This window comes from Sandarakinorhabdus sp., assembly GCF_051860625.1.
Taxonomy (GTDB): Bacteria; Pseudomonadota; Alphaproteobacteria; order Sphingomonadales; family Sphingomonadaceae; genus Sandarakinorhabdus.
Genome location: NZ_JBHYDQ010000002.1, coordinates 174,447 through 198,013 on the forward strand (window position 1 = coordinate 174,447; position 23,567 = coordinate 198,013).

The window sequence follows — 23,567 nt, forward strand, 5'->3', positions numbered from 1 at the left end:
GCGATCAGCGCCCCTCAACGTCATGCGCGCCGCATCACCTCGCGCTCCAGCAGCACCAGCGGCATCGCGCCGGCGCGCAGAATTTCGTGGAACTTGCGGGGATCGAAGTCCGCCCCCTGCTTGGCGCGCACCGCGTCGCGCAGCTTGGCCCACTGCATGTGACCGATCTTGTAGCTCAAGGCCTGACCGGGGTTGACGCAATAACGCTCGATCTCGCGCTGGCTGCGGCCCTTGGCATAGCCCAACGTATCGACGAAATATTGTGTCGCCTTGTCCCGGCTCCAGCGTTTGTGGTGCAAGCCGGTGTCGGCCACCAGTCGCGCGGCGCGGAACAGGAAGCTTTGCAGATAACCGATGCGGCCCAGCGGATCCTGCGCATATACGCCGAGTTCGTCGGCAACCTGTTCGGCATAGAGCGCCCAGCCTTCGGAATAGGCGCTATAGCCGCCGCGACGGCGCAGCATCGGGATGTCCGGGCTTTCCTGGGCGATCGCCACCTGCATATGATGGCCTGGCACGGCTTCGTGATAGGTCAGCGTAGCCAGGGTGAAGCGTGGCCATTCGGCGGTGTCTTTGAGGTTGATGTAGAAGGCACCCGGACGGCTGCCATCCGGCGCTGGGCCCTGATAATAGCCATTGGCGGCGCCATCCTGGATGAAGGCCGGCACGCGGCGTACTTCGATATCGGCCTTGGGCAGGGTGATGAACAGATTTTGCAGGCGCGGCATCGCGTCTTTCACTTGTTCGTTCAGCAGCTTGATCACATCGGCGCGGCCGGCGTCGGTGTTGGGGAAGACCTGATCCGGCCGCTCGCTCAATGCCACCAGACGGGCGCCGACGCTGCCCTGGGTCAGGCCCTGCGCCTTCAACATCGTGTCGAGCTGCGCCGTGATGTCCGCAACCTGCGCAAGCCCAAGCTGATGCACTTCTTCGGGGGTCAGATTGGTGGTCGTGGCGGATTTGACCGCGGCGTCATAATAGGCGGCGCTGTCGGGCAATTTCCACACGCCAGCATCGCTGCTGGCCTTGGCGCGCAGTGCCCGCACGCCGGCAATATAGCGATCATAGGCCGGAAACACGGTCTTTTCGACAAGTGTGTTGGCGCGCTGGCCCCATTCGTCGCCCAGACCGGCGGCTTTTGCCTTGCGCACCATGCTGGTCACCAGCACCGTGTCGGCCGCCGCGGTGCCACGGATGGCTTCAAGCTGCGACAGCGCCAGATCGAGCGCGAAATCCGGCGCGATCACGCCCTTTGCGGCATCGGCATTGGCCCAGGCCAGATTATCGTCCAGCGCCGTGGCATAGGCCGACAGGCGGGACAGATAGGCTTCGGCGTCGTCGGTATTGGTGATGCGGTGCTGCGCGTCGAGGAAATCCGGCACGCGCGTATAAGGGCCGTTCTGCTGGCTGATCACATAGGGCTGGAAATTGCCGCGCGCCGAACCGAAGCGGAAGCGTTCGCTGCTGGCGACGGCGCGCTTCAGATCAAATTCGACAACATCATAATCAAGCTGGCGGCTGGCCGACAGCGCCGCGCGATCCACACCGTTCAGCCGCTTGAGCTGATCGGCGGTGCGCGCCAGACGCCGGGCCTGGCCGGCCTGGGATTGGTCGGAAAGTTGGCCCTTCAGCGCCGCGCGCGCGCCCTTGTCCAGGCCAAGCGACGTCGCCTGCTCCGGGCTTTCATCAACGCCTTCGTTGAAAAACGCATCGAACAGCGCCAGCAGCTTGCCGTCTTCGCCGCTGGCGGTCGGATTGGCCATTTGCGCGAAGGCGGGCAGGGCGGTGGTCGCCGCAATTGCGGCTGAGCCGGCCAGCAGATGGCGGCGGCTCAAGGTCATTTCGGTCATTACATTCTCCCTTGCGCGCCCTTCTGGCGAGGGCGACGAGGGAGCGCAAGGGGTTGACGATCAAAGCCCCTTGGCGATCTCGGCATCCAGATTGGCGCGCACGGCCTCGAAAAATTGCTCCGTGGTCATCCAGGCCTGCTCCGGGCCGATCAGCAGCGCCAGATCCTTGGTCATGGCGCCCGATTCCACGGTTTCCACGCAGATCCGCTCCAGGGCGGCGGCGAACTTGGTCACTTCGGGCGTGCCATCGAGCTTGCCGCGATGCTTCAGCCCGCCGGTCCAGGCAAAGATGCTGGCGATCGGGTTGGTGCTGGTCGGCTTGCCTTCCTGGTGCATGCGATAATGGCGCGTAACCGTGCCGTGGGCGGCTTCGGCTTCCACGGTCTTGCCGTCGGGCGTCATCAGGATACTGGTCATCAGGCCCAGGCTGCCATAGCCCTGCGCGACCATGTCGGATTGCACGTCGCCATCATAATTCTTGCAAGCCCAGATGAACTTGCCCGACCATTTCAGTGCAGAGGCCACCAGATCGTCGATCAGGCGATGTTCGTAGACGATGCCGGCCTTGCGGAAGCGTGCCTTGAATTCCTCGTCATACACCTCCTGGAACAGATCCTTGAAGCGGCCGTCATAGGCCTTCAGGATGGTGTTCTTGGTGGAGAGATACACCGGCCAACCGCGATCGAGGCCATAATTGAGGCTGGCGCGGGCGAAATCGCGGATGCTGTCGTCCAGATTATACATGCCCATCGCAACGCCGGCGGACGGATATTCGAACACTTCATGTTCGATCACCTGGCTGCCGTCCTGCGCTTCCCAGCGCATGGTCAGCTTGCCGGGGCCGGGCACCTTGAAATCGGTGGCGCGATATTGGTCGCCAAAGGCATGGCGGCCGATCACGATCGGATCGGTCCAGCCCGGCACCAGGCGCGGCACCGATTTGATCACGATGGGTTCGCGGAACACCACGCCGCCCAATATGTTGCGGATGGTGCCGTTCGGCGATTTCCACATCCGCTTCAGGCCGAATTCCTTCACCCGGTCTTCGTCCGGGGTGATGGTGGCGCATTTCACGCCCACACCGAATTCGCGGATGGCGTTGGCCGATTCCACCGTCACCTTGTCGTTGGTGTCGTCGCGGTTCTCGATGCCGAGATCAAAATAGCGCAGATCGATGTCGAGATAGGGCAGGATAAGCTGTTCGCGAATCCACTGCCAGATGATCCGGGTCATCTCGTCGCCATCGAGTTCCACGACGGGGTTTTCGACCTTGATTTTCGGCATTTTTGAACTTCCTGCAGTGCTGCGACCGTATGCAGCAGTCTTAGGGGTGCGCGCCCGCGCTGGTCAATGGCTGCATGCCTCATCGCCCACCAGCTTTTCCGTCAGGGCAGCCAGATCGGCCAAGGGTTCGGCCAGCGTATCGAGGTGCGGCGGCCCAAAGCCGGACTGAGCGATATGGCCCAGCAAGGCGGTGAGCGGTTGCCAATAGTCTTTGCTGCCCAGCAGCCAGATCGGCTTGTCGTGAATGCCGAGCTCGCGCCAGGTGAGGCTTTCGAACAGTTCGTCCAGCGTGCCGATACTGCCAGGCAGGGCGATGATGGCGTCTGCCCTGCGGTGCATCAGTGCCTTGCGCTCATGCAGGGTCTCGACGACATGCAGTTCATCCAGGCCGTCCTGGGCGATTTCGGTGGTCATCAGCAGGCGAGGGATGATGCCCACCACACGCCCGCCGGATGCCTTGGCGGCGCGCGCCGCCATGCCCATCAGGCCAACCCGGCCACCGCCATAGACCAGGGTGACGCCAAGCGTTGCGCACAATCGGCCCAGCCCGGCGGCCAGTTCGGCATGGGCCGGATCATGGCCTGGGCGCGACCCGCAGAACAGCAGCAACGATGTGATCATCGCGTGGCTTTGGCGCAAAGCCCGGCGGCGCGCAATCGCATGGGCGCTCCGTGCGAATTGCCAAGCGGCGTATCACGGGCGTAAAGCGGCGAACATGAATGATCCCGACGACAAGACCCCGCCAGCCGATCCCGTCACGCCGCCGGTAATGCTCGACAAGCGACCAGCGCAGCCGGCGCCGGCGCCGGCCGAGCAACCCTTGGCGTCCGTTGTGCCACCGGAGCTGCCGCCCGCACCAACTGGCCCATTGCCGCTGGTGCCAGGCGAATCGGCCAAGTATCGCTTGCCCGACATGCATCCCGAAGGCCGCAAGTTCTTGGGGATTGCGCTGCTGGCCGTGCTGCTGAGCGGCTTGTGGCTGGAATGGACGGCGCTCAGTTTCGTGCTTTTGGGCATCGCCATCTGGGTGGCGGCATTTTTCCGCGATCCGGTGCGGGTGACGCCGGTCGGCGAGGCGCTGCTGGTGTCACCGGCCGACGGTCTGATCAGCCTGATCACCAATGTCGAGGTGCCGCGGCAGTTGCTGGGGGAAGGCGGATTGGCGCCGGGGCAGATGACGCGCATCTCGGTATTCATGAATGTGTTCGATGTGCACATCAACCGCGCGCCGATCCCCGGCCGTTTGACCCGCATCGTCTATGTGCCCGGCAAGTTTCTGAATGCCGATCTCGACAAGGCGAGCGACGAGAATGAGCGGCAATATTTCGTGATGGAGGATGCGGCCGGTGTTCGCGTCGGCTTCACCCAGATCGCCGGCCTGGTGGCGCGGCGCATCATGAAGTGGGTCGAAGTCGGCCAGATGCTGAAGGTGGGGGAGCGTTTCGGCCTGATCCGCTTCGGCAGCCGCGTCGATGTGTTCCTGCCTGCCGGTTATGTGCCGGCCGTTGCCGTGGGGCAGCGGGCGGTGGCCGGTGAGACCATCCTTGCCGTGAAGGGCACGCCATTCATGCAGGGTGCGCAGGCGCAGTGAGCGGCATGGTCACCGGGGTCGGCATGGCCATGGACTGCCGATGATCGAACCGGGGATACCCCCCTCCCGTCTGCCGCGCCGCCGCGGCATTCCCCTGCGGGCGCTGGTGCCCAATGCCGTCACCGTGCTGGCGCTGTGCTTTGGCCTGACCGGCGTGCGCTTTGCCATCGGCGGCGAATGGGAGAAGGCGGTGGGCGCGATCCTGATGGCCGGCGTGCTCGATGGCATCGATGGCCGCATTGCCCGCCTGCTGAAAGGCGCCAGCCGCTTTGGCGCGGAGCTGGATTCGCTTGCTGATGTGACGGCGTTCGGTGTGGCGCCGGCGCTGGTGCTTTATTTGTGGTCGCTGCAGCATCTGCCAGGCAATATGGGTTGGGTGATTGCGCTGTCGCACGCCATTGCCTGTGCGCTGCGGCTGGCGCGGTTCAATGCGCAGATCGATGCTGCCGAAGGGCCACACAAAAAAATGGGCTTCCTTACCGGCGTACCAGCCCCGATGGCCGCCGCGCTGACACTCAGCCCGATGTTCGTGCAGTTCTGGCTGGCGCCGGCTTTCATGGACGATCTTGCCGTGCGCGCGACATTGGTCGCGGTCACCACACTCCTCGTGGCCTTTACGATGGTGTCCAGCCTGCCGAGCTATAGCTGGGGTGCAATCCGGCTGCGGCCAGCCTGGCGGTTCCCGGCGCTGGCCGGCGTTGGCCTGTTTGCCGGCGCGTTGTTCACCAACCCCTGGGCAACACTTGCCGTGGTAACCGCGCTTTATGCTGGCGGGTTACCGTTCGCCGTGCGGAGTTATCGCCGGCGGGTTACGCGCGATGGGGGAGGGGCCGCACGTACCGGGGCCATCGGCAGTGGCGACGGCACCCAGCCACCAGTCTGAACCTCGCCGTCAATCGCCGAGCGCAACGCCTGGCGCGCATCACCCAGCATCAGCCCGACCAGCGCCCAGGCGGCCAGGCAGGCCAGCAACATCAGCATCATCGTCATATCGTGTACCCTTCCGGCCGATTCGGCCAATCATGTTCCACATATGTTCGCATACTTATGTTCCATACTTGTTCCTTTCGTCAAGCGCCTCTTTCGCACCTGAAACTTGGGCGGTAAGAAGGGGGAGAAGGATGCGCCGCCGTCGGAGTGTGGTGCGCCGCCATGTCTGGGGAGACGCATGATGTTGGGAACGATGCAGGATTGGCCGCTGTTGGTGTGGAAGCTGATCGACCATGCGGCGATCTATCATCCGACCCGCGAGATTGTTTCGCTGAGTTGTGAAGGCCCCAAGCATCGTACCAATTGGGCCGAAGTGCGCGGTCGGGCGCGGCAGGTGGCTGGCGCGCTCCGCCGGCTTGGCATGCAGCCGGGGGATCGGGTGGCGACCCTGGCGTGGAACACGTGGCGCCATGTCGAAAGCTGGTACGGCATCAGCGGCATGGGCGGGGTGGCGCACACCATCAACCCGCGCCTGTTCGAAGAGCAGATCATCTACATCGCCAACCATGCCGAAGACCGGGTGCTGTTCTTCGATCTGACGTTTATCAAGCTGGTGGAAAAACTGGCGCCAAGCCTCTCCACGATCGAACATTTCGTGCTGCTCACCGATCGTGCGCACATGCCCGCGGACAGCAGCCTGAACCTGCTGTGCTATGAAGATCTGCTGGCGGGCGAAAGCGTGGATGAACCCTGGACCGAGCTGCCGGAAACGGCCCCAGCCGGCCTGTGTTACACCAGCGGCACCACCGGCAACCCGAAGGGCGTGCAATACAGCCATCGTTCCAACGTGCTGCACGCCATGGCCGCCAGTGCCACCGACACGTTCGGGATGAGCGCCAAGACCACGGTGCTGCCGATTGCGCCCATGTATCACGCAAACGCCTGGTCCATCCCCTACACGGCCGCCTGTTGCGGCGCGAAGCTGGTGATGGGTGGGCCGAATTTCGATCCGCCGACCCTGCACAAGCTGATCGTGGAGGAAGAGGTCGATCTGGCGCTGGCGGTACCGACGATTTGGCTGGGCATGATGCAGTATCTTGAGAAGAGCGGCGAAACGCTTGGAAAACTGAACCGAACGGCCATCGGCGGTTCGGCGGTGCCGCGCGCGATGATCGAGCATTATGACAAGATGGGTGTGCGCGTGTTGCAATTGTGGGGCATGACCGAAATGTCGCCACTGGGCACGGTTGGCGCTGGGGTTCCAGAAACTGATTCAATGAGTTATGAGGCAGAGCTTGATATCCGTATCAAGCAGGGACGCGGCGTGTTTGGCGTCGAGATGAAGATCGTCGATGATGCTGGCCAGGAACTGCCGCGCGACGGTGTCGCCTTTGGTCGCCTGCTGGTGCGCGGGCCGTGGACGGTGGGCAGCTATTTCAAGGGCGACGGGCAGAATGCCTTCACGCCCGATGGCTGGTTCGACACCGGCGATGTCGCGACGCTTGATCCGCTGGGGTATATGCAGATCGTCGACCGCGCCAAGGATGTGATCAAGTCCGGCGGCGAATGGGTATCGTCGATAGACCTGGAAAATGTTGCCGTCGGCGCGCCAGGCGTCGCGGAAGCCTGCGTGATCGGCGTTTACCATCCGAAATGGGATGAACGTCCGCTGTTGCTGGTGGTGCCAAAAGAAGGTGCTGCCGTGACCAAGGACAGCGTGCTGGCCTATCTGGACGGCAAAATCGCCAAATGGTGGACGCCGGACGATGTCATAGTGGTGCCCAGCCTGCCGCACACGGCGACGGGCAAATTGCTGAAGGTGGCGCTGCGCGAGCAGTACAAGGACTACAAGCTGCCGACCGCATGATTGGCGCTCAGCCCTGCGTCGCCGCCCTGTCGCGCAGCCCCGTGCATGGCTTTTCGAAGCAGCCGGTGCAGGCGATCAAGCTGATCGCTGGCATTGGCATTGCCGGCGATGCCCACGCCGGTGTGACGGTGAAGCATCGGTCCCGGGTGGCGGTTGATCCTGCCCAGCCCAATCTGCGCCAGGTATCGCTTCTGTCGCTTGAACTGATCGCCGACTATGCGGCTGCCGGATTCGAAATTGCGCCAGGCCAGCTTGGTGAGAATGTCACCACCGCCGGCATTGATCTGCACGCACTGCCGCGCGGCACCAAATTGCAGTTCGGGCGCACCGCAACGATCGAACTCACCGGGCTGCGCAATCCCTGTGTCCAGATCGAAAATTTCCGTCCGGGCCTGCTGAGCAAGGTTGTAAAAAAGGGCGCTGGCGGTGAAATCGCGCGCCGGGCCGGCGTCATGGCCATTGTGATTTCGGGCGGCGATGTGGCGGTGGGTGACGCTGTTGCCGTTTTGCTGCCGCCGAAGCCATGGGCGGTGATGGAGCGGGTCTAGTCGCCCAACTGTCAGCTAGAACAGGCTGAACTGATGGCTGGGGCTGCGAAACTGCGTGCAGTCGAGCACGATACGTTCGCGGCGCAGGCCGTGGGTGGCGCATGCCTTGTGAAAGCGCTGGCGCATAAGGGCCGCATAAGGGCCTTGCGCCTGAAAGCGCGCGAAGAAGCGCGGGTCATTGTCCTTGCCGCCGCGCATGGTGGTGATGTGGTGCATCACGCGGGCGGCGCGGTCGGGGAAGTGGGTGGCCAGCCAGTCGCGGAACAAGGGCGCCACTTCGTGGGGCAGGCGGATCGGGATGCTGGTGGCACCAACGGCACCGGCTGCGGCGCCGGCGGCGACGATGGCTTCGATTTCGTGATCGTTGATCGCCGGGATCATCGGTGACAGGGAAATCCACACCGGGACGCCGGCGGCGCTTAGCTTGGCAATGGTGGCGATGCGGCGTGGCGGGGTGGCGGCGCGCGGCTCCATGATGCGGGCAAGGTGGGGATCAAGAGTCGTTACGCTGATCATCACCGCCGCCAGGCCGCGTTCCGCCATGGGGCCGAGAATGTCGAGATCGCGGCATACCCGGTCCGATTTGGTGGTGATGGTGACGGGGTGATGGCAGTCGTGAAGTATCTCAAGCACTTGCCTGGTGATCTTCCAGTCGCGTTCGATGGGCTGATAGGGATCGGTGTTGGTCCCCAGCGCGATCGGCTGGCAGACATAACCATTTTTGGCGAGTTCGGCCTGCAGCAGCGCCGGTGCATCGGGTTTGGCGAACAGCCGGCTTTCGAAATCCAGGCCCGGCGACAGATCGTGGAAGGCATGTGTCGGCCGCGCGAAGCAATAGACGCAGCCATGTTCGCAGCCGCGATAGGCGTTGATGGACCGGTCGAATGGCACATCGGGGGACTGGTTGCGGGTGATGATGCTGCGCGGGCGCTCAATGGTGACAGTGGTGCGCAACGGCGGCGGCGCGCCGTCCACCATGGTTTTGTCGTCCAGCCAATCGCCATCTGCCGCGCGCGCGGCAAGGCCGAAGCGTGCCGTTACGTTGTTGTGCGTGGCGCCGCGGCCGGACGGGGCAGGAGGACTGGCCATGCACGGACCATAGCGTGTTCGCGAGAACATAAAAAGAACAAACTATCCGTTTCAGGCCGGTGCACCACCTGAGTGCGCCTCCCTTGCCAGTACCTCAGTGCGCAAAGCGCGCGCATCAGCCAGGGCATTGTGGGGCAGGCTGCTTGCCGTGGCGGCATCAAAACCGGGGAGATTGAGCAGATTGAAGCGCACATGCGGAACCAGGCAGCGGCCCTGAAAGGCGAGCAGGCTGGCGGCGTGAGCGATATCTTCTGGCCAGTCGGCGACAATCAGCGGATCGGGATCGAGCAACAGATAGGCGCTGAGCGCTGCCACCACATCGGCGCGGGGATGCGGCGCTGCGCCCAGCACCGGCATGACATGATCGGCCACCCAGCGCCGCGGCCGATGGCAGGGCAGCACGGCGTAGAAATCGGGGCGGATCTCGGCCTCCGGCACCAGCGCAATCGAGATCAGCGGGCCATCGAAGCCATTGAATTCGCAATCGAGGAAATAGCGCACGCCCTTATCGTTCCTGCAGGCGCGGGATCAGATCAGCAAAGTTGCAGGGGCGGTGGCGGCTGTCGAGCTGGCTTGCCAATATGCCGTCCCACCCGTCCTTCACGGCGCCGGTGGAGCCGGGCAGGCAGAAGATATAGGTGCCGCGCGCCACGCCGGCACAGGCGCGTGACTGGATGGTGCTGGTGCCGATGGTCTGGAAGCTGAGCCAGCGGAACAGTTCGCCGAAACCTGGAATGGATTTTTCGATGACCTGATCGAGCGCTTCGGGGGTGACGTCGCGCCCGGTGACGCCGGTGCCGCCGGTGGTGATGATCACATCAATGGCCGGATCGTCGATCCATTGAGTCAGTTGCGCGACCAGGATCGGTGCTTCGTCCTTGCAGATGGTGCGGGCGGCCAGCGTGTGGCCGGCACTGGTCAGGCGATCGACCAGGGTGTCGCCACTGCGATCGGTGGCGGCCTCGCGCGTGTCGCTCACCGTCAGCACGGCGATGTTGAGCGGAACAATGGCAAGCGACTCGTCAATGGGCATGCAGGCAGGCTAAACTGTGTCGCGGCACAAAGTCATGGTGGAAGAACAGCCATGCGCTCCGCCGCAGCGGAGGCTGTGGTGGCAGCAAGGTTGATGGCGATGATCAACGTGGTCGATCAGCTGCGCGCCCGGGCGTTTTATGGCGATGTGCTGGGGCCGGTGTTTGGTCTGGGGCCGGCGCAAATCGATCATTTCGGCGATCAATTTGCGTGTGGCGATGGTTTCATCCGGCTGACTGCGCTTCCCGACATTGCACCGGGGCCGCATCCGGTGCTGGGCTGGCAAGTCGATGATGCTGCCGCCTGTGCGACTGGGCTGGCGGCGCACGGTGTATCGCTGATCATCTATCCCGGCATGGGGCAGGGCGAGGATGGTTTGTGGGCTTCGCCCGGTGGGCAAGCCCGCATCGGTTGGTTAAATGATAGCGAGGGCAATCTGCTCAGCTTCACACAAATTTGTTGACCCAAAGCACTTGCCAGGCGAGAATGTTCCTTATACGTTCTCTGCGGCAGTCGAGGAGGCGGGCGTGACTCAAGCAGGCGGATGCCATTGCGGGGCGGTGCGGTATGAAGTCGAGGGCGCGCCGATGCATGTCGTGCTGTGCCATTGCGCCGATTGCCGAAAATGCGCGGGCGCGCCGATGGTGGCGTGGGCGATGTTTGCTGACGATGCCTTTCGGGTGACCCGCGGTGAGGCCAAGACCCGCAATTCGTCGGGCGCAGCGCTACGCAGCTTTTGCGGCGATTGCGGGACCGGTCTCACTTATCGCAATGCCGAAATGCTGCCGGGCATTGTCGATGTCCAGGCCGTCACGTTGGATGATCCGGAAGCCTTTCCGGTCGGCGCGCATATCCAGACCGCGGAGCGCGTCGGCTGGATGGCAAGCGCGCACGAACTGCCGGCATTCGAGCGGTTTCCGGACTAGCCAGGCTATTTCCCGCCGGCAACAGCGCGGTCGTCATCCGGCCAGGCTTCCGGGGCAAAGCTGCCGGGCAATGGCCGCGGACGGATGGCGAGTGCTTCGCGCTTGATGGCCGCCGGCCCGCCGATGCCAGGCAGGCGTGGCCACAGCCCTTGCGCTACCGCTTCCAGCGAAGCCGGCGCGCCATGCTCGCGCAATTCGTACATCCACAGGTTGCGCATCACCACGCGCACATAATGGCGGGTTTCGCGGTAGGGGATGGATTCGATGAACAGCAGCGGATCGCCTTGATCGTCCAGCGTCGTGTTCCATTTCAGCACGGCACCCGGCCCGGCATTATAGGCCGCCATCACCTTGGGCAGCAGGCCATCGGTGATGCCCATCCGGCCCAGCATTTCCAGATAGGTTTGCCCGAGTTCGAAATTATAGGCGGGATCGGTGATGTCACCCACCACGCTGGCCGCGTCGGGTGTTTCGCGGCGGATGCGGTTGTGCACCAGGTCGCGCGTATCGGGCATCAATTGCATCAGGCCGCGGGCGCCGACCCGGCTGCCGGCGGTGGTGATGAACGCCGATTCCTGCAGGGCATGCGCAAAGATCAGCGCGCGCGGCAGCCGCCAGCCACGAAATGGCACCCAGTCCGGCGCGGGATAGCGCGCCGACAAGGGCGCCTCCAGCCCGACCGGCGACCGCACCGCAAGGCTGTATTGCGTGGCCGGCAGATCGAGCCGCGCCGCCAGCCGCAGGATCGCCGGATAGGCATCGGCCGGCGCCGTGGCGGCCAGGTGGCGCAATTCGCGATCAGCCAGGCCCAATTGGCCGATTTCCACCAGCGCGGCAGCGCGGCGGGCGCCGGGCACGTCCTTCAGATAATTCCAGTCGGCGGTGATGAAATCCGGTTCGGCCCAATCAAGCCCCTGGTCCACGCCCAGGGTCCGGCGCGCCAGAATGCCATAAAATGTGTTGGGTGAGGTGGCGGCGCGTTCCAGCCGGTCGCGCTGCGCCATGATATCGCCGGTGCGTTCCCAACTGCGCGCAGCCCAGAAATTGGCGGCAGCCCGGCTATCCTCGGGGCCTTCCTTGACCAGATCGAAGGCAGCGGCGGCATCGCGCCAGCGGCCCAGCCGGAATGCCGCCAGCCCGGCAGCCCAGGCGCCATCGGCGGCGCCCTGGCCCAAGCCCGCCGCCGCATCGAGCCCGATGCGCCACGCCGCCAGATCATCGCCCATGCGATAATGATTCCAGGCGATGCGCGCAGCCCATTCGCTGCGTGCCCAGGGGGACAATTGGCCGGAACCGGCCAGCCACAGTCGCTCGGCTTCGTCGTTGCGATCGGCGGCGAGCAGCGGCTTCAGTCGGGTTGCCAGATCGGCATCCCCCGGTCCACGCTCAATGGTATATCCAGGCGCGCTGGCGGTACGGAAGGGCCGTGCTTCCGGCAGCAATGGCATCGGCGCAGAATCAGCAGCGGGCAGGGCGGCGGCCCGCGCCGCGACCTTGTTGGCCAGCGGCTGATCGGCATTGGCCGCCAGCCAGGCCGCAAGATCGGCTCGGGTCAGGCGCCCCGGGCCGCGCGCCGCGATCAATGCCGCGCGCAGGCTTTCGCTCAGCAGCCCGGCCGGGTGGGCCGCCAGCGCGGCTTCGGCCTTGCTATACCGGCCGGCGTCGAGATCGCGGAACATGGTGCGGAAGGCCATGCGTTCGGCTTCGGTCAATTGTGGCGGCACCAGACGCTGGCGCGGGGTGATGCCGGCACGCTGCCCGTTCACGACCATCATGGGCGTGGCAGGGGGCGGCAGCGGCTGCAGCAACGCCGGCGGTTGCAGTTCAGGCGGGACGCTGATGGCAGTGGCCGGCGCGGCCAGCAGGCAGGCCAGAACGGGAAACAGGGTACGCATCAACCAACAACCGATCGAAAAAGCTTAAGATGGACAAAGGCTTGCTCGCGCAACTCCTTGCTGCCCCGCATGGTACGTGGGTGGATGGATGGCAGCAATTGCGCGCCAGCCCAATCGAACCAGTGGCCGCGACTGCTCGCCAGACGGGCCTTGCTGCCAGCCAATTCCGCGGCAACCTGGCCCAGCGCCAGCACATGGGTTGGCGGTGCCAGCATGGCCAGCCGCTCCAGAACCGGCGCAAAGCGCGCCAGCAGATCGGGCGTCGGGTCGCTGTCCCCAGGGGTCGGGAAGGCGAGACGACTGACCAGGGCAGCCCGGGACCAGTCGAGATCGATGGCCGCCATCATGCGATCGATGGTGTCGCGGTGGGTCGGATCAAGATCGGGCCGATCGATGAGCACCCACAGCCGGCTGTCGAGATTGCCATGGAACAGCAGCGGCGGATGCTGGCGCGCGGCCGGGAAACGGCCGAGCAAGGCGAGCAGCGCCGGAATGTCATCACAGGCGAGGGCAGGGTGGGGCGCTGCAGGATCACGGGCCGGTGCTTTGGCCTGCGCACCTGCCGGTTCGGCACGTGGTTCGGACATTGGTGCTGGCGGTGCCGGCGCCGGTTCCAGCCAGCGCCGCGGCGCCGGGTCCACCGGCACATCGCAACCGGCCGCAATCAGGAAGGCCAGCGCATCGCGGGCAGCGAGCAGATCGGGGGGAGCGACATTTGGTGGCACAAGCCAAGTACAAGCCTCAGGGTACTGAGTCTGGTCAAGCTCTGTCGGCATCGCTATCTGTCTATTCATGTCGTAATTGCGCCAGCCGGAGCGCCGGCAGCGCGGGATGGGGCCATAAGATGGGAACTGACACGTGAGCGAACGGGAATCCATGCCCTATGATCTGGTGATCGTGGGTGGCGGGCCGGCCGGCCTGTCGGCAGCGATCCGCGCCAAACAGGAGGCGCAGCGGCTGGGACTCGAGCTTTCGGTCTGCATCCTGGAAAAGGGCAGCGAGATCGGCGCGCATATCCTGTCGGGCGCTGTGGTCGACCCGCGTGCGCTTGATGAACTGCTGCCGGATTGGCGGAACATGGATTCGCCGATGACGGTGCCGGTGACGGAAAATCACCATTGGATCCTCAGCGAAACCGGCAAGACCGAATTTCCGCACGCGTTGCTGCCGCCGTTCATGCACAATGTCGGTTGCTACACGGTCAGCCTGGGCAATCTCACGCGCTGGCTGGCGACGCAGGCCGAAGGATTGGGGGTGGAGATTTTCCCCGGCTTTGCCGCCGCCGAAGTGCTGTACAATGATGATGGCAGCGTGAAGGGCGTGGCCACCGGTGACATGGGGATTGCCAAGGATGGCAGCCGCAAGCCGAGCTGGACACCGGGCCTGGAAATCCATGCCAAATACACCTTCTTTGCCGAAGGGGTGCGCGGGCACCTGTCGAAGCAGGTCATCGCGCGCTATGACCTGCGCAAGGACAGTCAGCCGCAGATCTATGGCATCGGCATGAAGGAATTGTGGGACATACCGGCCGAAAAGCATGTGCCGGGCCGGGTCATTCACAGCCAGGGCTGGCCATTGAGCGATGCCAATGGCGGCGGGTTCCTGTATCATCAGGCCAACGGTCAGGTGGCGCTCGGCTTCTCCGTGTGGCTGAACTACGACAATCCGCATCTGTCGCCGTTCGAGGAGTTTCAGCGTTGGAAGACGCATCCATCGATCCGCGCGATATTGGAAGGCGGCCGCCGCGTGTCCTATGGCGCGCGGGCGATCAATGATGGCGGCTGGCAGGCGGTGCCGAAGCTGACGTTCCCGGGCGGCGTGCTGATCGGCTGTGCGGCCGGTTTCCTGAACGTGCCGCGCATCAAGGGCAGCCACACCGCCATGAAGTCCGGCATGATGGCTGCCGAAGCCGCCGTGGCGGCGATCGCGGCGCAGCGCGGCGGTGATGAACTGACGGCCTATGAAGCGGCCTACAAGAAGAGCTGGGTGTATGAAGAGCTGAAAATGGTGCGCAACGTGCTGCCGGCGGTCGAGAAATTCGGCAACACGGTGGGCACGGTGCTGGGCGGCGTGATGATGTGGATGGAATATCTGGGCTACACGCTGCCCTTCACGTTCAAGCTGACGCCCGACAACACGCACATGCGCAAGAAGGACCAGGCGCCCAAGATCGCCTATCCCAAGCCCGATGGCGTCATCAGCTTCGACCGGCTGACCAGCGTGTTTCTTTCCAACACCAACCATGAAGAAGACCAGCCCTGCCACCTGACACTGAAGGACCCGTCAGTGCCGGTCGAGGTCAATTACGCGCTCTATGACGAGCCGGCGCAGCGTTACTGCCCGGCCGGCGTCTATGAGATTGTTGGTGTTGAAGAAGGCACGCCGCGCCTGCAGATCAACGCGCAGAACTGCGTGCACTGCAAGACCTGCGATATCAAGGACATGACGCAGAATATCAATTGGGTGGTGCCGGAGGGCGGCGGCGGGCCGAATTATCCGAATATGTAATGCGCAGCGCGGCCAGCGACCATCGCGCAGCGATGGGCGCGGACTCGCGCCAGCTCGGCCGGGCTGGCGGTTGGCCCTCAGGCCAACCGAACAGCTTCGACGGCGCGGCTCCGCCGCGTACTTCCCTTTCTTCCTTTACCTCCACCAAAACGGACTCGGCGGCTCTGCCGCCGGCCGTGCCCCGGCAGCGACCACCCCGTCGCACACGCCCGCATCCCCCCTCGACAACCCCCACCCACCACGCCACACTCGGCACACATGCGCATCACGCCCCTCCTCATTGCCCTCGCCCTGACGGCCCCCGCGCACGCCGCGCGTCCCACGAAAGCACCCGAGCCGGCGCTGCACGCCTACGTCATCGGCCGCTATGCCGCGCTCGACAATGAACTCGGCCTGGCGTCGCGCCTTATGGAGGAAGCCCGGGTGGCTGACCCGACCGCAGCCACGGTGACGCGGCGCGCCTGGGATCTGGCCGTGGCGGCCGGCGATCAGCAACGCGCCTTCAAGCTGGCGAAGAGCCTGGCGGCTGCCGGCAGTACCGATGCGGAAATCACCATGACCCGGCTGGCCGAAGCCGCTGCGCGCAAGGATTGGACCGAGGTGGCGGCGCTGCGGGCCAAGCTGGGCGGGCAGGGGTGGCCGCTGGTGGCTGGGCCGATCATCGATGCATGGACGGCGGCGGCACGCGGCGATCACGCGGCGGCACTGGCCATGCTCGATCCGCAGCGCAGCCAGGGTTTCATGCGCTCTTATGTTATCGAACAGCGCGCGCATATGCTGGCTTGGCTGGGCCGTTGGGATGAAGCCGCGGCAGCCTATCGCCAGGCACGCATGGTGGGCGGTGTGGCGGCGATGTTCCTGAAGCAGGGCCAGGCCGATGCGCTGGTGATGGCTGGCCGCCGCGATGAAGCGCTGTCGGTGCTGTTCCCCAGCGATCAACCCACTGCTGCGGCGCGGGAACGGCTGCTGGCCGGCAAGCGATTGGGGTTGATGGCGGCGGAGCCGCGCCACGCCCTAGCGTGGCTGTCGGTGCGTCTCGCCGGCGATCTGACGCGCGAACGCGCCGAGCCGCTGGCGCTGCTGTTTGCCCGCCTGTCCAGCTTCATGGCGCCCGATCTGCCGGCGAGCTGGCTGACGTTGGGTGATGTGCTGGGCCGGTCAGGCCGGAGCGAGGCCGCACTGGCCGCCTTGGCGCGCGTGCCAACGGGGCTGGGGTTGGGTGAAGCGGTGCGGGCCCGCCGGGCCAACGTGCTGGAGGCAGCCGGCGACGCAGCGGCCGCTGGGCAGTTGTTGAAGGCGGCGGCAGACGCGCCGGGTGCATCGGCGGAAGATTGGTCGAGCCTGGCGGCCTGGCACCAGCGCGCGGAACGCTATGCAGACGCTGCGGCGGCTTATGGCGTCGCCATTGATCGGTTCGGGGCAGGCCTGGGGGCGACGGCCTGGAACCTGCATTATCTGCGCGGCATGATGCGCGACCGTGCCGGCGACTGGCCGGGCGCCGAGGCGGATTTCCGGGCGGCGCTGGTGCTGGTTCCGGATGAGCCGAGCGTGCTGAATTATCTGGGCTATACATTGCTGGAGCGTCATCAGCAGGCCGGGCCGCGGGCCCGTGAAGCGCGGGCGTTTATCGAAAAAGCGGCATCGCTGCGCCCCGGCGACGGCGGCATCATCGATTCACTGGGCTGGATGCAGTTGCGGCTGGGTGATGTCGACAAGGCGGTAATCTCGCTGGAGCGCGCGGTCAGCCTGGAGCCGCAGGACCCGGCGATCATGGGCCATTTGGGAGACGCGCTGTGGCAGCAGGGTCGCCGCATCGAAGCGCGCTTCCGCTGGCGGCAGGCGCTGACGCTGACAGCTTTGGGTACAGCGGCTGCCGACGAACGGCGCCAGTTGCAGGCGCGGCTGGATTATGGCCTGGATGCGGCCAGCGCGATGCTGGCGCTCCGTTAGGGCCTTGCGCCGCAGCTCAGGCCGCGCCAATCGCAGCCGTTATGATCAGCGAACATGCCCCGGCCAAGATCAACCTGGCGCTGCACCTGCGGCGGCGGCGGCCGGATGGTTATCATGATCTGGAGAGCATCTTTGCCTTCACGGCGTTCGGCGACACGCTTTCGGCCGATGCCGCTGACGGGCTGAACCTGACGCTGGCCGGGCCAACTGCAGCGTCGGCCGATGTGGGGGACGATAATTTGGTGCTGCGTGCGGCGCGGGCCTTGGCGGCGGCGGCTGGCGTCACTGCTGGCGCGCGATTGCATCTCGACAAGCAGATCCCGGTTGCCGCCGGCCTTGGCGGCGGCTCGGCCGATGCGGCGGCGGCGCTGCGCCTGCTCAATCGATTGTGGGGGCTGAACTGGCCGCTGGAACGCCTGGCGACCCTTGCCGAACCGCTTGGTGCGGATGTGCCGGTGTGCGTGCACAGCCGGACCATGTTTGGCGCCGGCAAGGGGGAGGCGCTGTCGGAATGGCCGTACAACCAGGCCGGTACGCCGGTGCTGCTGGTCAATCCGCGGGTGGCGGTGCCGACGGGGCCGGTGTTTGCCGGGTGGGACCAGCAGGATCGTGGCGGCATATCCGCAGGGATCGGTTTGGACCGGCTGCGCAACGACATGACGGCAGCGGCAGTGGCGATCCAGCCCGTGATCGCAGACGTGCTGGCCGCGCTGACGGCGGCTGGCGAGGCCGAATTGGTGCGGATGAGCGGTTCGGGTGCCACCTGCCTCGCGCTTTATGCAGATGATGCGGCGCGGGATCGGGCCGCTGCGGGCTTGGCGGGTCGCGGCTGGTGGCTATGTCCGACGCGGATCATCGGACCCGACTCGGGGTTGCGCTGAGTCGCGCTCACAAGATTGAAGTACGACTCGAAAATCGGGGTGTGCAACTTGGGTGCAGTGCCGAAATCATAGGTACGTCATTTGCACAAAGCATTGAAAATACGATGCTGCAACGCACCAAGCTGATTTGCACTCAAAATTGCTGTTGACGACGAACTGAGCGCCGCTTAATCCGGTGACAGTTGATTTGAGCACTGCTCAGTCAGCGCTCAACCCTCCCCCCTCGGGCCGGCGGGCGGCGCTCAAGTCAGCCCGTTTTACGAACCGCCACCGGCGATGCTCGCCGACTGAGGAGACACACGATGTTCAAGCGCCTGATCGCCCTTCCGTTCGCCATTCTCGCTTTTGCCGCTGTGCCCGCCACGGCCGGCGCCCAGGTGAGCTGCACCGAAACCCCCGCTCAGATCCGCACCCTGGCTGATGCCAAGGGTGGCGAAGAAGCCGTCAAGGCGCTGAAGCTGGTCGCCGTTGGCGAGAAGCTGTGCGCCGCTGATGCCAAGTTCGAAGCTGGCAAGAAGTTCGCGTCGGCCGCCAAGCTGCTCGGCACCGAACTCGCGGCACTGTCGACCGGCACCACCGGCTACTGATCTTGCCGGGGGCGTCTGCCCCGACTTTCCCTCTCCATCCTGACCCAGGATGAACCTGAACGCCCGGTGGCCCCCACCGGGCGTTTTTTTGCTCACGACGCGGGTGGTTGCCGCCCGCCGGGTGATTTTTGCCTTCTTTAACTCGTTGGGCACCCCGGCTATGTCTGGTGGATGCATCGGCCCGAAATCCTGCCCGGCACTGCCGATATTCTGCTGGTCGCCGATCATGCGGCGGCGCATGTGCCGCCCGGCATCGACCTTGGCGTGCCAGCGGCGCTGATGGGCGATCATGTGGCCGTGGATATCGGCACCGATGCATTGACGCGGCGCCTGGCGCGCACGCTGGCGGCACCGGCGATCATTGCCACCGTGTCGCGCCTGGTGGTCGATCTGAACCGGGAGCCCGACGATGCGGGCGCCGTGCCGGCCAGCAGCGATGGGCATATCATTCCCGGCAATTGGGATTTGCCCGCCGCCGAACGCGAGCTGCGCATTGCGGCCATTCATCGGCCCTATCACGAGTGCGTCGCGGCCCAGATTGCCAGCCAGCGTCCGGCGCTGATCATTGCAGTGCACAGCTTCACCCCGAAGCTGGCGACCCGGCCGAGTGAAGACCGGCCGTGGCCGGTGGGGATCCTGTATAATCAGGATGATCGCGCCGCCAGCGCCGCCATCGTGGCGCTGGCCACGCGCGGCCTCCATGTGGGCGACAATCAACCCTATTCGGGCCGCACGCTCAATTACACCCTAGACCATCACGCTGAGGCAGCCGGGATTGCCTATGTCGGGATCGAAGTGCGCAACGACGGCCTAGCGGGCAAGGAAGGCATCGCGCGCTGGACCCATATCTTGGCCGATTGCATCGTCAGCGTGCGGCGCAGTCTGGCTTGACGGGAGCCAAACACTGAGGCACGGCAATTTTATTATCTCTTGAGGCTATTCATGATAAGATTCGAAAAGTCACGCCTGCCGTCACGCCACGTTTCGGTCGGTCCGGAGCGCGCGCCGCATCGCAGCTATTATTACGCGATGGGGTTGAGTGAAGAGGAGATCGCCCGGCCGTTCGTCGGCATTGCGTCGGCCGGCAATGACAGCGCACCGTGCAACACGACGCTGGATGCGCAGGCCGATGCGGCGCGGATCGGGGTGAATGATGCGGGCGGCATGCCGCGTCGGTTCAACACCATCACCGTGACCGACGGCATCGCCATGGGCCACCAGGGCATGAAGGCCAGCCTGGTCAGCCGGGATTGCATTGCCGACAGTGTCGAATTGTCCATGCGTGGCCATTGTTATGATGCGCTGATCGGCTTTGCCGGTTGCGACAAGAGCCTGCCCGGCATGATGATGGCGATGCTGCGGCTGAACGTGCCGAGCATCTTTGTGTATGGTGGTTCGATCCTGCCCGGTCGGTTCGAAAACAACGACGTTACTGTGGTGGACGTGTTCGAAGCGGTGGGCGGGTTTGCGGCCGGCAGTTGTCCGCTTGCGCGGCTGACAGCGCTGGAAAAGGTCGCGTGCCCCGGCCATGGCGCCTGTGGGGGGCAGTTCACGGCCAACACCATGGCCTGTGTGGGCGAAGCCATCGGGCTGAGCCTGCCCAACAGCAACATGACACCGGCGCCCTATACCAGCCGCGCCGACATCGCGATTGCGGCGGGCAAGCAGATCATGACCCTGATCGAACGCAACTTGCGGCCGCGTGACATCTGCACGCGCGAAGCTTTTGAAAATGCAGCGCGCATTGTCGCAGCGACCGGCGGTTCCACCAATGCTGCGCTGCACCTGCCGGCCATGGCCAATGAATGCGGCGTGGCGTTCGATCTGTTCGACATGGCCGAGATCTTCAAGACAACGCCCTACATTGCCGACCTGAAACCGGGTGGCCGATATGTTGCCAAGGACATGTATGATGCTGGCGGTGTCTATATGGCCTTGAAGGCGCTGTTCGATGCCGGGTTCCTGCATGGCGATTGTCTGACGGTGACCGGCAAGACGCTTGCCGAAAACATCGACGAGGTGACGTGGAACCCGGACCAGAAGGTGATCTATCCGGTGTCGAGTCCGCTGTCGCCCACGGGCGGTGTGGTCGGCCTGAAAGGCAGCCTCGCCCCGGACGGCGCCATCGTGAAGGTGGCGGGCATGAAGACGCTGCAGTTCAGCGGCCCGGCGCGGGTGTTCGATTGTGAGGAAGATGCCTTTAAGGTGGTGGAACAGCGCGGCATTGTGCCGGGCTGCGTGATCGTCATCCGCTATGAAGGGCCAAAGGGCGGGCCGGGCATGCGCGAAATGCTGTCCACCACGGCGGCGCTTTATGGCCTCGGCCTGGGTGAACATGTCGCGCTGATCACCGATGGCCGCTTTTCAGGCGCCACGCGCGGCTTCTGCATCGGCCATGTCGGCCCCGAAGCGGCCGAAGGCGGCCCGATCGCATTGGTGCAGGATGGCGACATAATCAGCATCGATGCCGAAGCCGGCACCATTGATCTGGAAGTGGACGCCGAAACCCTGGCCGCCCGCCGCGCCGTGTGGCAACCGCGCGCCACCAATTATCAATCCGGCGCGATCTGGAAATTCGCACAGACGGTCGGCCCGGCGCGGCACGGGGCGGTGACCCATCCCGGTGCAAATGCCGAAACCCATGTGTTTGCCGATATCTAGAGCCGATAGCGCTTGATGATGCGATCCACCGGAGTGCCGTCCTGCAGCGGCACTGCCGGCAGGATATCGTGATCGACGAAGCCCTGCCGCGAATAAAAGGCGAGGCCGCCTATATTGTCCGCCCGGATCACGGCATTCAGCGCGAACAGGCCGAGCGCACGCGTACGCGCCACCGTGGCCGCAAACAACGCGCTGCCGACGCCGCGCTGGGTGCCGCCCATCCGCGCGAACGTGCCGATGTCGCCGATATTGTCAGGCAGCGACGGCAATCGACCCACCGTTTGAAAGCCCTCGATCCGGCCTGACGCTGTGTGGACGGCGACAAGGCAGCAAAAGACATTGGGGCCATTCAGATAAGTATCGGCCAAATTCTCCGGGCTGAATGATTGCTGCAAGGCGGTGGTGCAACCTGCCGCAATGATGGCGTTGAGCAGTTCCGCCAGTTCGGTGGCATCACTGGCCGCCACCGGGCGCACGGAGATCAAAGCATTCACCATCGCAGGCACTTGTGCCGCCGGTCCGGCTTTGTGACAACGTCGGGATGTTCGTAATCGATTCGGGTCAGCCGCTGCTGACCGCCGCGGCCATGCGTACGGCCGAATCCACAGCCATCGCGGCGGGCACAGCCGCGATGACGCTGATGGAGCGCGCGGCGGCGGGGGCGGCAAGGGCGATTCTGGCCTATGCCCCGGCGCGGCGGGCGACCATCCTGTGCGGGCCGGGCAACAACGGCGGCGATGGCTATGGCATCGCGCTGCTGCTGGCGCAGGCCGGCGTGACCGTGACCGTGGCCGCCGACGCGCCGCCTGCCGCTGAGCCCGCCGCCACGATGGCGCAGCGGTGGCGGGCGCACGGCGGCGCGGTGGTGCCGTTGATCGAAGCGCCGCCGGCGCCGCTGATCATCGACGCTCTGTACGGCATCGGCCTGTCACGTCCCGTGCCCGAAGCAGTGCAGGCCGCGCTGGATCGGCTGCGCGGCGTCGGTCGGGTGGTGGCCATCGATATCGCATCGGGCCTGCATGCCGACACTGGCCAGTTGCTCGGCCAGCCATTGGCTGCGGAACTGACGGTGGCGTTCGGCGCAGCCAAGCCTGGCCATGTGCTGGGCGAAGGCGCGTCGGTGAGTGGGCGGCTGGCAGTGATCGACATCGGCGTGCCGCTGGCGAGCAGCTTGCGACTGACCGCGCCGCCGCGCCTGATTGGCCCGGCACCGGACGCGCACAAATATTCGCGTGGCTGGGTGATGATGGTGGAGGGCACCAGCGGCCATGGCGGCGCCGCGGGCCTGTCCGGGCTGGCGGCGCTGCGATCGGGCGCCGGGCTTGTGACACTGGCAGGGGAAGCCGGCGGACGAGCGCCGGCGATGGCACTGATGCGGCGCAGCGATGATGAGGCTGCTGCACTGCTTGCCGATCCGCGCATGGGCGCGGTGGTGATCGGCCCCGGCATGGAGTCCGGGCCGCGGGCGCGGGGCTGGCTGCGCCGCCTGCAATGGGCGGGCCGGCCTACGGTGATCGATGCCGGCGCACTGCGGCTGCTCGATCCCGCGATCTTGGGCATGCCGGCCGTGCTGACGCCGCATGAAGGCGAATTTGCGCAATTGTTCGGCCCAGTGGGTGATGATCGGCTGGGCGCTGTGCTCCGCGCGTCCGCCAAGACGGGTGCAGTGGTGCTGCTGAAAGGCCGCGCGACGATCATCGCGGCACCTGACGGCCGTGCTGCGATCAACGCCCATGCCGCGCCGTGGCTGGCCACGGCCGGTTCGGGTGATGTGCTCGCCGGGATGATTGCCGCGCTGTTGGCGCAGGGCCATCCCTTGTTCGAAGCGGCTTGTGCAGCCACCTGGTTGCATGGCGAGGCCGGGCGTCGGCTTGGCCCGGGCGGCATTGCCGATGATCTGATCGCCAGCCTGCCGGCGGTGCTGTCCAGCTTGTGAGTGACCTGCGGGTGCCAGATTTGCAGCCTATC

22 protein-coding genes are annotated in these 23,567 nt (G+C 65.1%); 13 read left to right on the forward strand and 9 right to left on the reverse strand.

Annotation, left to right across the window (positions count from 1 at the left end; genetic code table 11):
- Positions 1-20: 20 nt before the first annotated feature.
- The 3 genes from ACTIEZ_RS03360 to ACTIEZ_RS03370 form a co-directional block, all read right to left on the reverse strand.
- Entirely contained in the window at positions 21-1,850 is a 1,830-nt protein-coding gene (locus ACTIEZ_RS03360) for a DUF885 domain-containing protein (RefSeq protein WP_439545233.1), read from the reverse strand.
- A gap of 60 nt (positions 1,851-1,910) precedes the next feature.
- A complete protein-coding gene (locus ACTIEZ_RS03365) occupies positions 1,911-3,134 on the reverse strand; it encodes an NADP-dependent isocitrate dehydrogenase (RefSeq protein WP_439545234.1) in 1,224 nt (407 codons plus the stop codon).
- Positions 3,135-3,197: 63 nt separating this feature from the next.
- Positions 3,198-3,755 (reverse strand): TIGR00730 family Rossman fold protein, encoded by a 558-nt coding sequence (locus ACTIEZ_RS03370; protein ID WP_439545235.1) that lies wholly within the window; start codon positions 3,753-3,755, stop codon positions 3,198-3,200.
- Between the two features lie 94 nt (positions 3,756-3,849).
- On the opposite strand from ACTIEZ_RS03370, the gene ACTIEZ_RS03375 reads away from it, so the two are divergent.
- The 4 genes from ACTIEZ_RS03375 (at position 3,850) to ACTIEZ_RS03390 (ending at position 8,070) form a co-directional block, all read left to right on the forward strand.
- On the forward strand, positions 3,850-4,725 hold the full coding sequence (locus ACTIEZ_RS03375; RefSeq protein ID WP_439545236.1) for a phosphatidylserine decarboxylase: 876 nt from the start codon (positions 3,850-3,852) through the stop codon (positions 4,723-4,725).
- A 40-nt stretch (positions 4,726-4,765) separates the two neighbouring features.
- The gene (locus ACTIEZ_RS03380; protein ID WP_439545237.1) at positions 4,766-5,608 is read left to right on the forward strand and encodes a CDP-alcohol phosphatidyltransferase family protein; all 843 of its coding nucleotides are present in this window, start codon (positions 4,766-4,768) and stop codon (positions 5,606-5,608) included.
- A 288-nt stretch (positions 5,609-5,896) separates the two neighbouring features.
- Positions 5,897-7,522, forward strand: a complete 1,626-nt coding sequence (locus ACTIEZ_RS03385) for a long-chain-fatty-acid--CoA ligase (protein ID WP_439545366.1) — start codon at positions 5,897-5,899, stop codon at positions 7,520-7,522.
- Positions 7,519-8,070 carry an MOSC domain-containing protein gene (locus tag ACTIEZ_RS03390; protein ID WP_439545238.1) on the forward strand — a complete coding sequence of 184 codons (552 nt, stop codon included), beginning with the start codon at positions 7,519-7,521 and terminating at the stop codon, positions 8,068-8,070. Before ACTIEZ_RS03385 ends, ACTIEZ_RS03390 begins: the two co-directional genes overlap by 4 nt.
- A gap of 15 nt (positions 8,071-8,085) precedes the next feature.
- On the opposite strand, the gene ACTIEZ_RS03395 is transcribed toward ACTIEZ_RS03390, so the two are convergent.
- Genes ACTIEZ_RS03395 through moaB form a run of 3 tightly spaced genes read right to left on the reverse strand, consistent with a single transcriptional unit; the run spans position 8,086 to position 10,192 of the window.
- On the reverse strand, positions 8,086-9,159 hold the full coding sequence (locus tag ACTIEZ_RS03395) for a PA0069 family radical SAM protein (RefSeq protein WP_439545239.1): 1,074 nt from the start codon (positions 9,157-9,159) through the stop codon (positions 8,086-8,088).
- 51 nt (positions 9,160-9,210) lie between these two features.
- Positions 9,211-9,660 carry a hypothetical protein gene (locus ACTIEZ_RS03400; RefSeq protein WP_439545240.1) on the reverse strand — a complete coding sequence of 150 codons (450 nt, stop codon included), beginning with the start codon at positions 9,658-9,660 and terminating at the stop codon, positions 9,211-9,213.
- 4 nt (positions 9,661-9,664) lie between these two features.
- Complete coding sequence (moaB, locus tag ACTIEZ_RS03405; protein ID WP_439545241.1) at positions 9,665-10,192, reverse strand: molybdenum cofactor biosynthesis protein B; 528 nt, start codon at positions 10,190-10,192, stop codon at positions 9,665-9,667.
- A 51-nt stretch (positions 10,193-10,243) separates the two neighbouring features.
- Here moaB and ACTIEZ_RS03410 point away from each other — a divergent pair, with 51 nt between their 5' ends.
- Entirely contained in the window at positions 10,244-10,654 is a 411-nt protein-coding gene (locus ACTIEZ_RS03410) for a VOC family protein (protein ID WP_439545242.1), read from the forward strand.
- Positions 10,655-10,718: 64 nt separating this feature from the next.
- Positions 10,719-11,117 (forward strand): GFA family protein, encoded by a 399-nt coding sequence (locus ACTIEZ_RS03415; protein ID WP_439545243.1) that lies wholly within the window; start codon positions 10,719-10,721, stop codon positions 11,115-11,117.
- 5 nt (positions 11,118-11,122) lie between these two features.
- On the opposite strand, the gene ACTIEZ_RS03420 is transcribed toward ACTIEZ_RS03415, so the two are convergent.
- The gene (locus tag ACTIEZ_RS03420; RefSeq protein WP_439545244.1) at positions 11,123-13,012 is read right to left on the reverse strand and encodes a lytic transglycosylase domain-containing protein; all 1,890 of its coding nucleotides are present in this window, start codon (positions 13,010-13,012) and stop codon (positions 11,123-11,125) included.
- Positions 13,012-13,737, reverse strand: coding sequence for a hypothetical protein (locus ACTIEZ_RS03425; protein WP_439545245.1), 726 nt, complete (start codon positions 13,735-13,737; stop codon positions 13,012-13,014). Before ACTIEZ_RS03425 ends, ACTIEZ_RS03420 begins: the two co-directional genes overlap by 1 nt.
- A 133-nt stretch (positions 13,738-13,870) precedes the next feature.
- Here ACTIEZ_RS03425 and ACTIEZ_RS03430 point away from each other — a divergent pair, with 133 nt between their 5' ends.
- The 6 genes from ACTIEZ_RS03430 (at position 13,871) to ilvD (ending at position 21,599) form a co-directional block, all read left to right on the forward strand.
- Positions 13,871-15,520 (forward strand): electron transfer flavoprotein-ubiquinone oxidoreductase, encoded by a 1,650-nt coding sequence (locus ACTIEZ_RS03430; RefSeq protein WP_439545246.1) that lies wholly within the window; start codon positions 13,871-13,873, stop codon positions 15,518-15,520.
- 258 nt (positions 15,521-15,778) lie between these two features.
- Complete coding sequence (locus tag ACTIEZ_RS03435; protein ID WP_439545247.1) at positions 15,779-17,470, forward strand: hypothetical protein; 1,692 nt, start codon at positions 15,779-15,781, stop codon at positions 17,468-17,470.
- A gap of 41 nt (positions 17,471-17,511) precedes the next feature.
- Positions 17,512-18,351: a 4-(cytidine 5'-diphospho)-2-C-methyl-D-erythritol kinase gene (locus ACTIEZ_RS03440; RefSeq protein WP_439545248.1), complete on the forward strand. Its 840-nt coding sequence runs from the start codon at positions 17,512-17,514 to the stop codon at positions 18,349-18,351.
- 302 nt (positions 18,352-18,653) lie between these two features.
- Positions 18,654-18,938, forward strand: coding sequence for a hypothetical protein (locus ACTIEZ_RS03445; RefSeq protein ID WP_439545249.1), 285 nt, complete (start codon positions 18,654-18,656; stop codon positions 18,936-18,938).
- A 171-nt stretch (positions 18,939-19,109) separates the two neighbouring features.
- Positions 19,110-19,829: an N-formylglutamate amidohydrolase gene (locus ACTIEZ_RS03450; protein WP_439545250.1), complete on the forward strand. Its 720-nt coding sequence runs from the start codon at positions 19,110-19,112 to the stop codon at positions 19,827-19,829.
- 51 nt (positions 19,830-19,880) lie between these two features.
- A complete protein-coding gene (gene ilvD, locus ACTIEZ_RS03455; RefSeq protein WP_439545251.1) occupies positions 19,881-21,599 on the forward strand; it encodes a dihydroxy-acid dehydratase in 1,719 nt (572 codons plus the stop codon).
- Here ilvD and ACTIEZ_RS03460 read toward each other — a convergent pair.
- The gene (locus ACTIEZ_RS03460; protein WP_439545252.1) at positions 21,596-22,096 is read right to left on the reverse strand and encodes a GNAT family N-acetyltransferase; all 501 of its coding nucleotides are present in this window, start codon (positions 22,094-22,096) and stop codon (positions 21,596-21,598) included. The two genes, ilvD and ACTIEZ_RS03460, sit on opposite strands and share 4 nt — an antisense overlap.
- Positions 22,097-22,140: 44 nt before the next feature.
- Here ACTIEZ_RS03460 and ACTIEZ_RS03465 point away from each other — a divergent pair, with 44 nt between their 5' ends.
- On the forward strand, positions 22,141-23,535 hold the full coding sequence (locus ACTIEZ_RS03465; RefSeq protein ID WP_439545253.1) for an NAD(P)H-hydrate dehydratase: 1,395 nt from the start codon (positions 22,141-22,143) through the stop codon (positions 23,533-23,535).
- The last annotated feature ends 32 nt before the right edge of the window (positions 23,536-23,567 follow it).

What these genes read in the sequence shown, in the direction of transcription:
- ACTIEZ_RS03360 (WP_439545233.1), bottom strand. Translation starts at nt 1,850, where the DNA reads ATGACCGAAATGACCTTGAGCCGCCGCCATCTGCTGGCCGGCTCAGCC.
- ACTIEZ_RS03365 (WP_439545234.1), bottom strand. Translation starts at nt 3,134, where the DNA reads ATGCCGAAAATCAAGGTCGAAAACCCCGTCGTGGAACTCGATGGCGAC.
- ACTIEZ_RS03370 (WP_439545235.1), bottom strand. Translation starts at nt 3,755, where the DNA reads ATGATCACATCGTTGCTGCTGTTCTGCGGGTCGCGCCCAGGCCATGAT.
- ACTIEZ_RS03375 (WP_439545236.1), top strand. Translation starts at nt 3,850, where the DNA reads ATGAATGATCCCGACGACAAGACCCCGCCAGCCGATCCCGTCACGCCG.
- ACTIEZ_RS03380 (WP_439545237.1), top strand. Translation starts at nt 4,766, where the DNA reads ATGATCGAACCGGGGATACCCCCCTCCCGTCTGCCGCGCCGCCGCGGC.
- ACTIEZ_RS03385 (WP_439545366.1), top strand. Translation starts at nt 5,897, where the DNA reads ATGTTGGGAACGATGCAGGATTGGCCGCTGTTGGTGTGGAAGCTGATC.
- ACTIEZ_RS03390 (WP_439545238.1), top strand. Translation starts at nt 7,519, where the DNA reads ATGATTGGCGCTCAGCCCTGCGTCGCCGCCCTGTCGCGCAGCCCCGTG.
- ACTIEZ_RS03395 (WP_439545239.1), bottom strand. Translation starts at nt 9,159, where the DNA reads ATGGCCAGTCCTCCTGCCCCGTCCGGCCGCGGCGCCACGCACAACAAC.
- moaB (WP_439545241.1), bottom strand. Translation starts at nt 10,192, where the DNA reads ATGCCCATTGACGAGTCGCTTGCCATTGTTCCGCTCAACATCGCCGTG.
- ACTIEZ_RS03410 (WP_439545242.1), top strand. Translation starts at nt 10,244, where the DNA reads ATGCGCTCCGCCGCAGCGGAGGCTGTGGTGGCAGCAAGGTTGATGGCG.
- ACTIEZ_RS03420 (WP_439545244.1), bottom strand. Translation starts at nt 13,012, where the DNA reads ATGCGTACCCTGTTTCCCGTTCTGGCCTGCCTGCTGGCCGCGCCGGCC.
- ACTIEZ_RS03435 (WP_439545247.1), top strand. Translation starts at nt 15,779, where the DNA reads ATGCGCATCACGCCCCTCCTCATTGCCCTCGCCCTGACGGCCCCCGCG.
- ACTIEZ_RS03440 (WP_439545248.1), top strand. Translation starts at nt 17,512, where the DNA reads ATGATCAGCGAACATGCCCCGGCCAAGATCAACCTGGCGCTGCACCTG.
- ACTIEZ_RS03445 (WP_439545249.1), top strand. Translation starts at nt 18,654, where the DNA reads ATGTTCAAGCGCCTGATCGCCCTTCCGTTCGCCATTCTCGCTTTTGCC.
- ACTIEZ_RS03450 (WP_439545250.1), top strand. Translation starts at nt 19,110, where the DNA reads ATGCATCGGCCCGAAATCCTGCCCGGCACTGCCGATATTCTGCTGGTC.
- ilvD (WP_439545251.1), top strand. Translation starts at nt 19,881, where the DNA reads ATGATAAGATTCGAAAAGTCACGCCTGCCGTCACGCCACGTTTCGGTC.
- ACTIEZ_RS03460 (WP_439545252.1), bottom strand. Translation starts at nt 22,096, where the DNA reads ATGGTGAATGCTTTGATCTCCGTGCGCCCGGTGGCGGCCAGTGATGCC.
- ACTIEZ_RS03465 (WP_439545253.1), top strand. Translation starts at nt 22,141, where the DNA reads ATGTTCGTAATCGATTCGGGTCAGCCGCTGCTGACCGCCGCGGCCATG.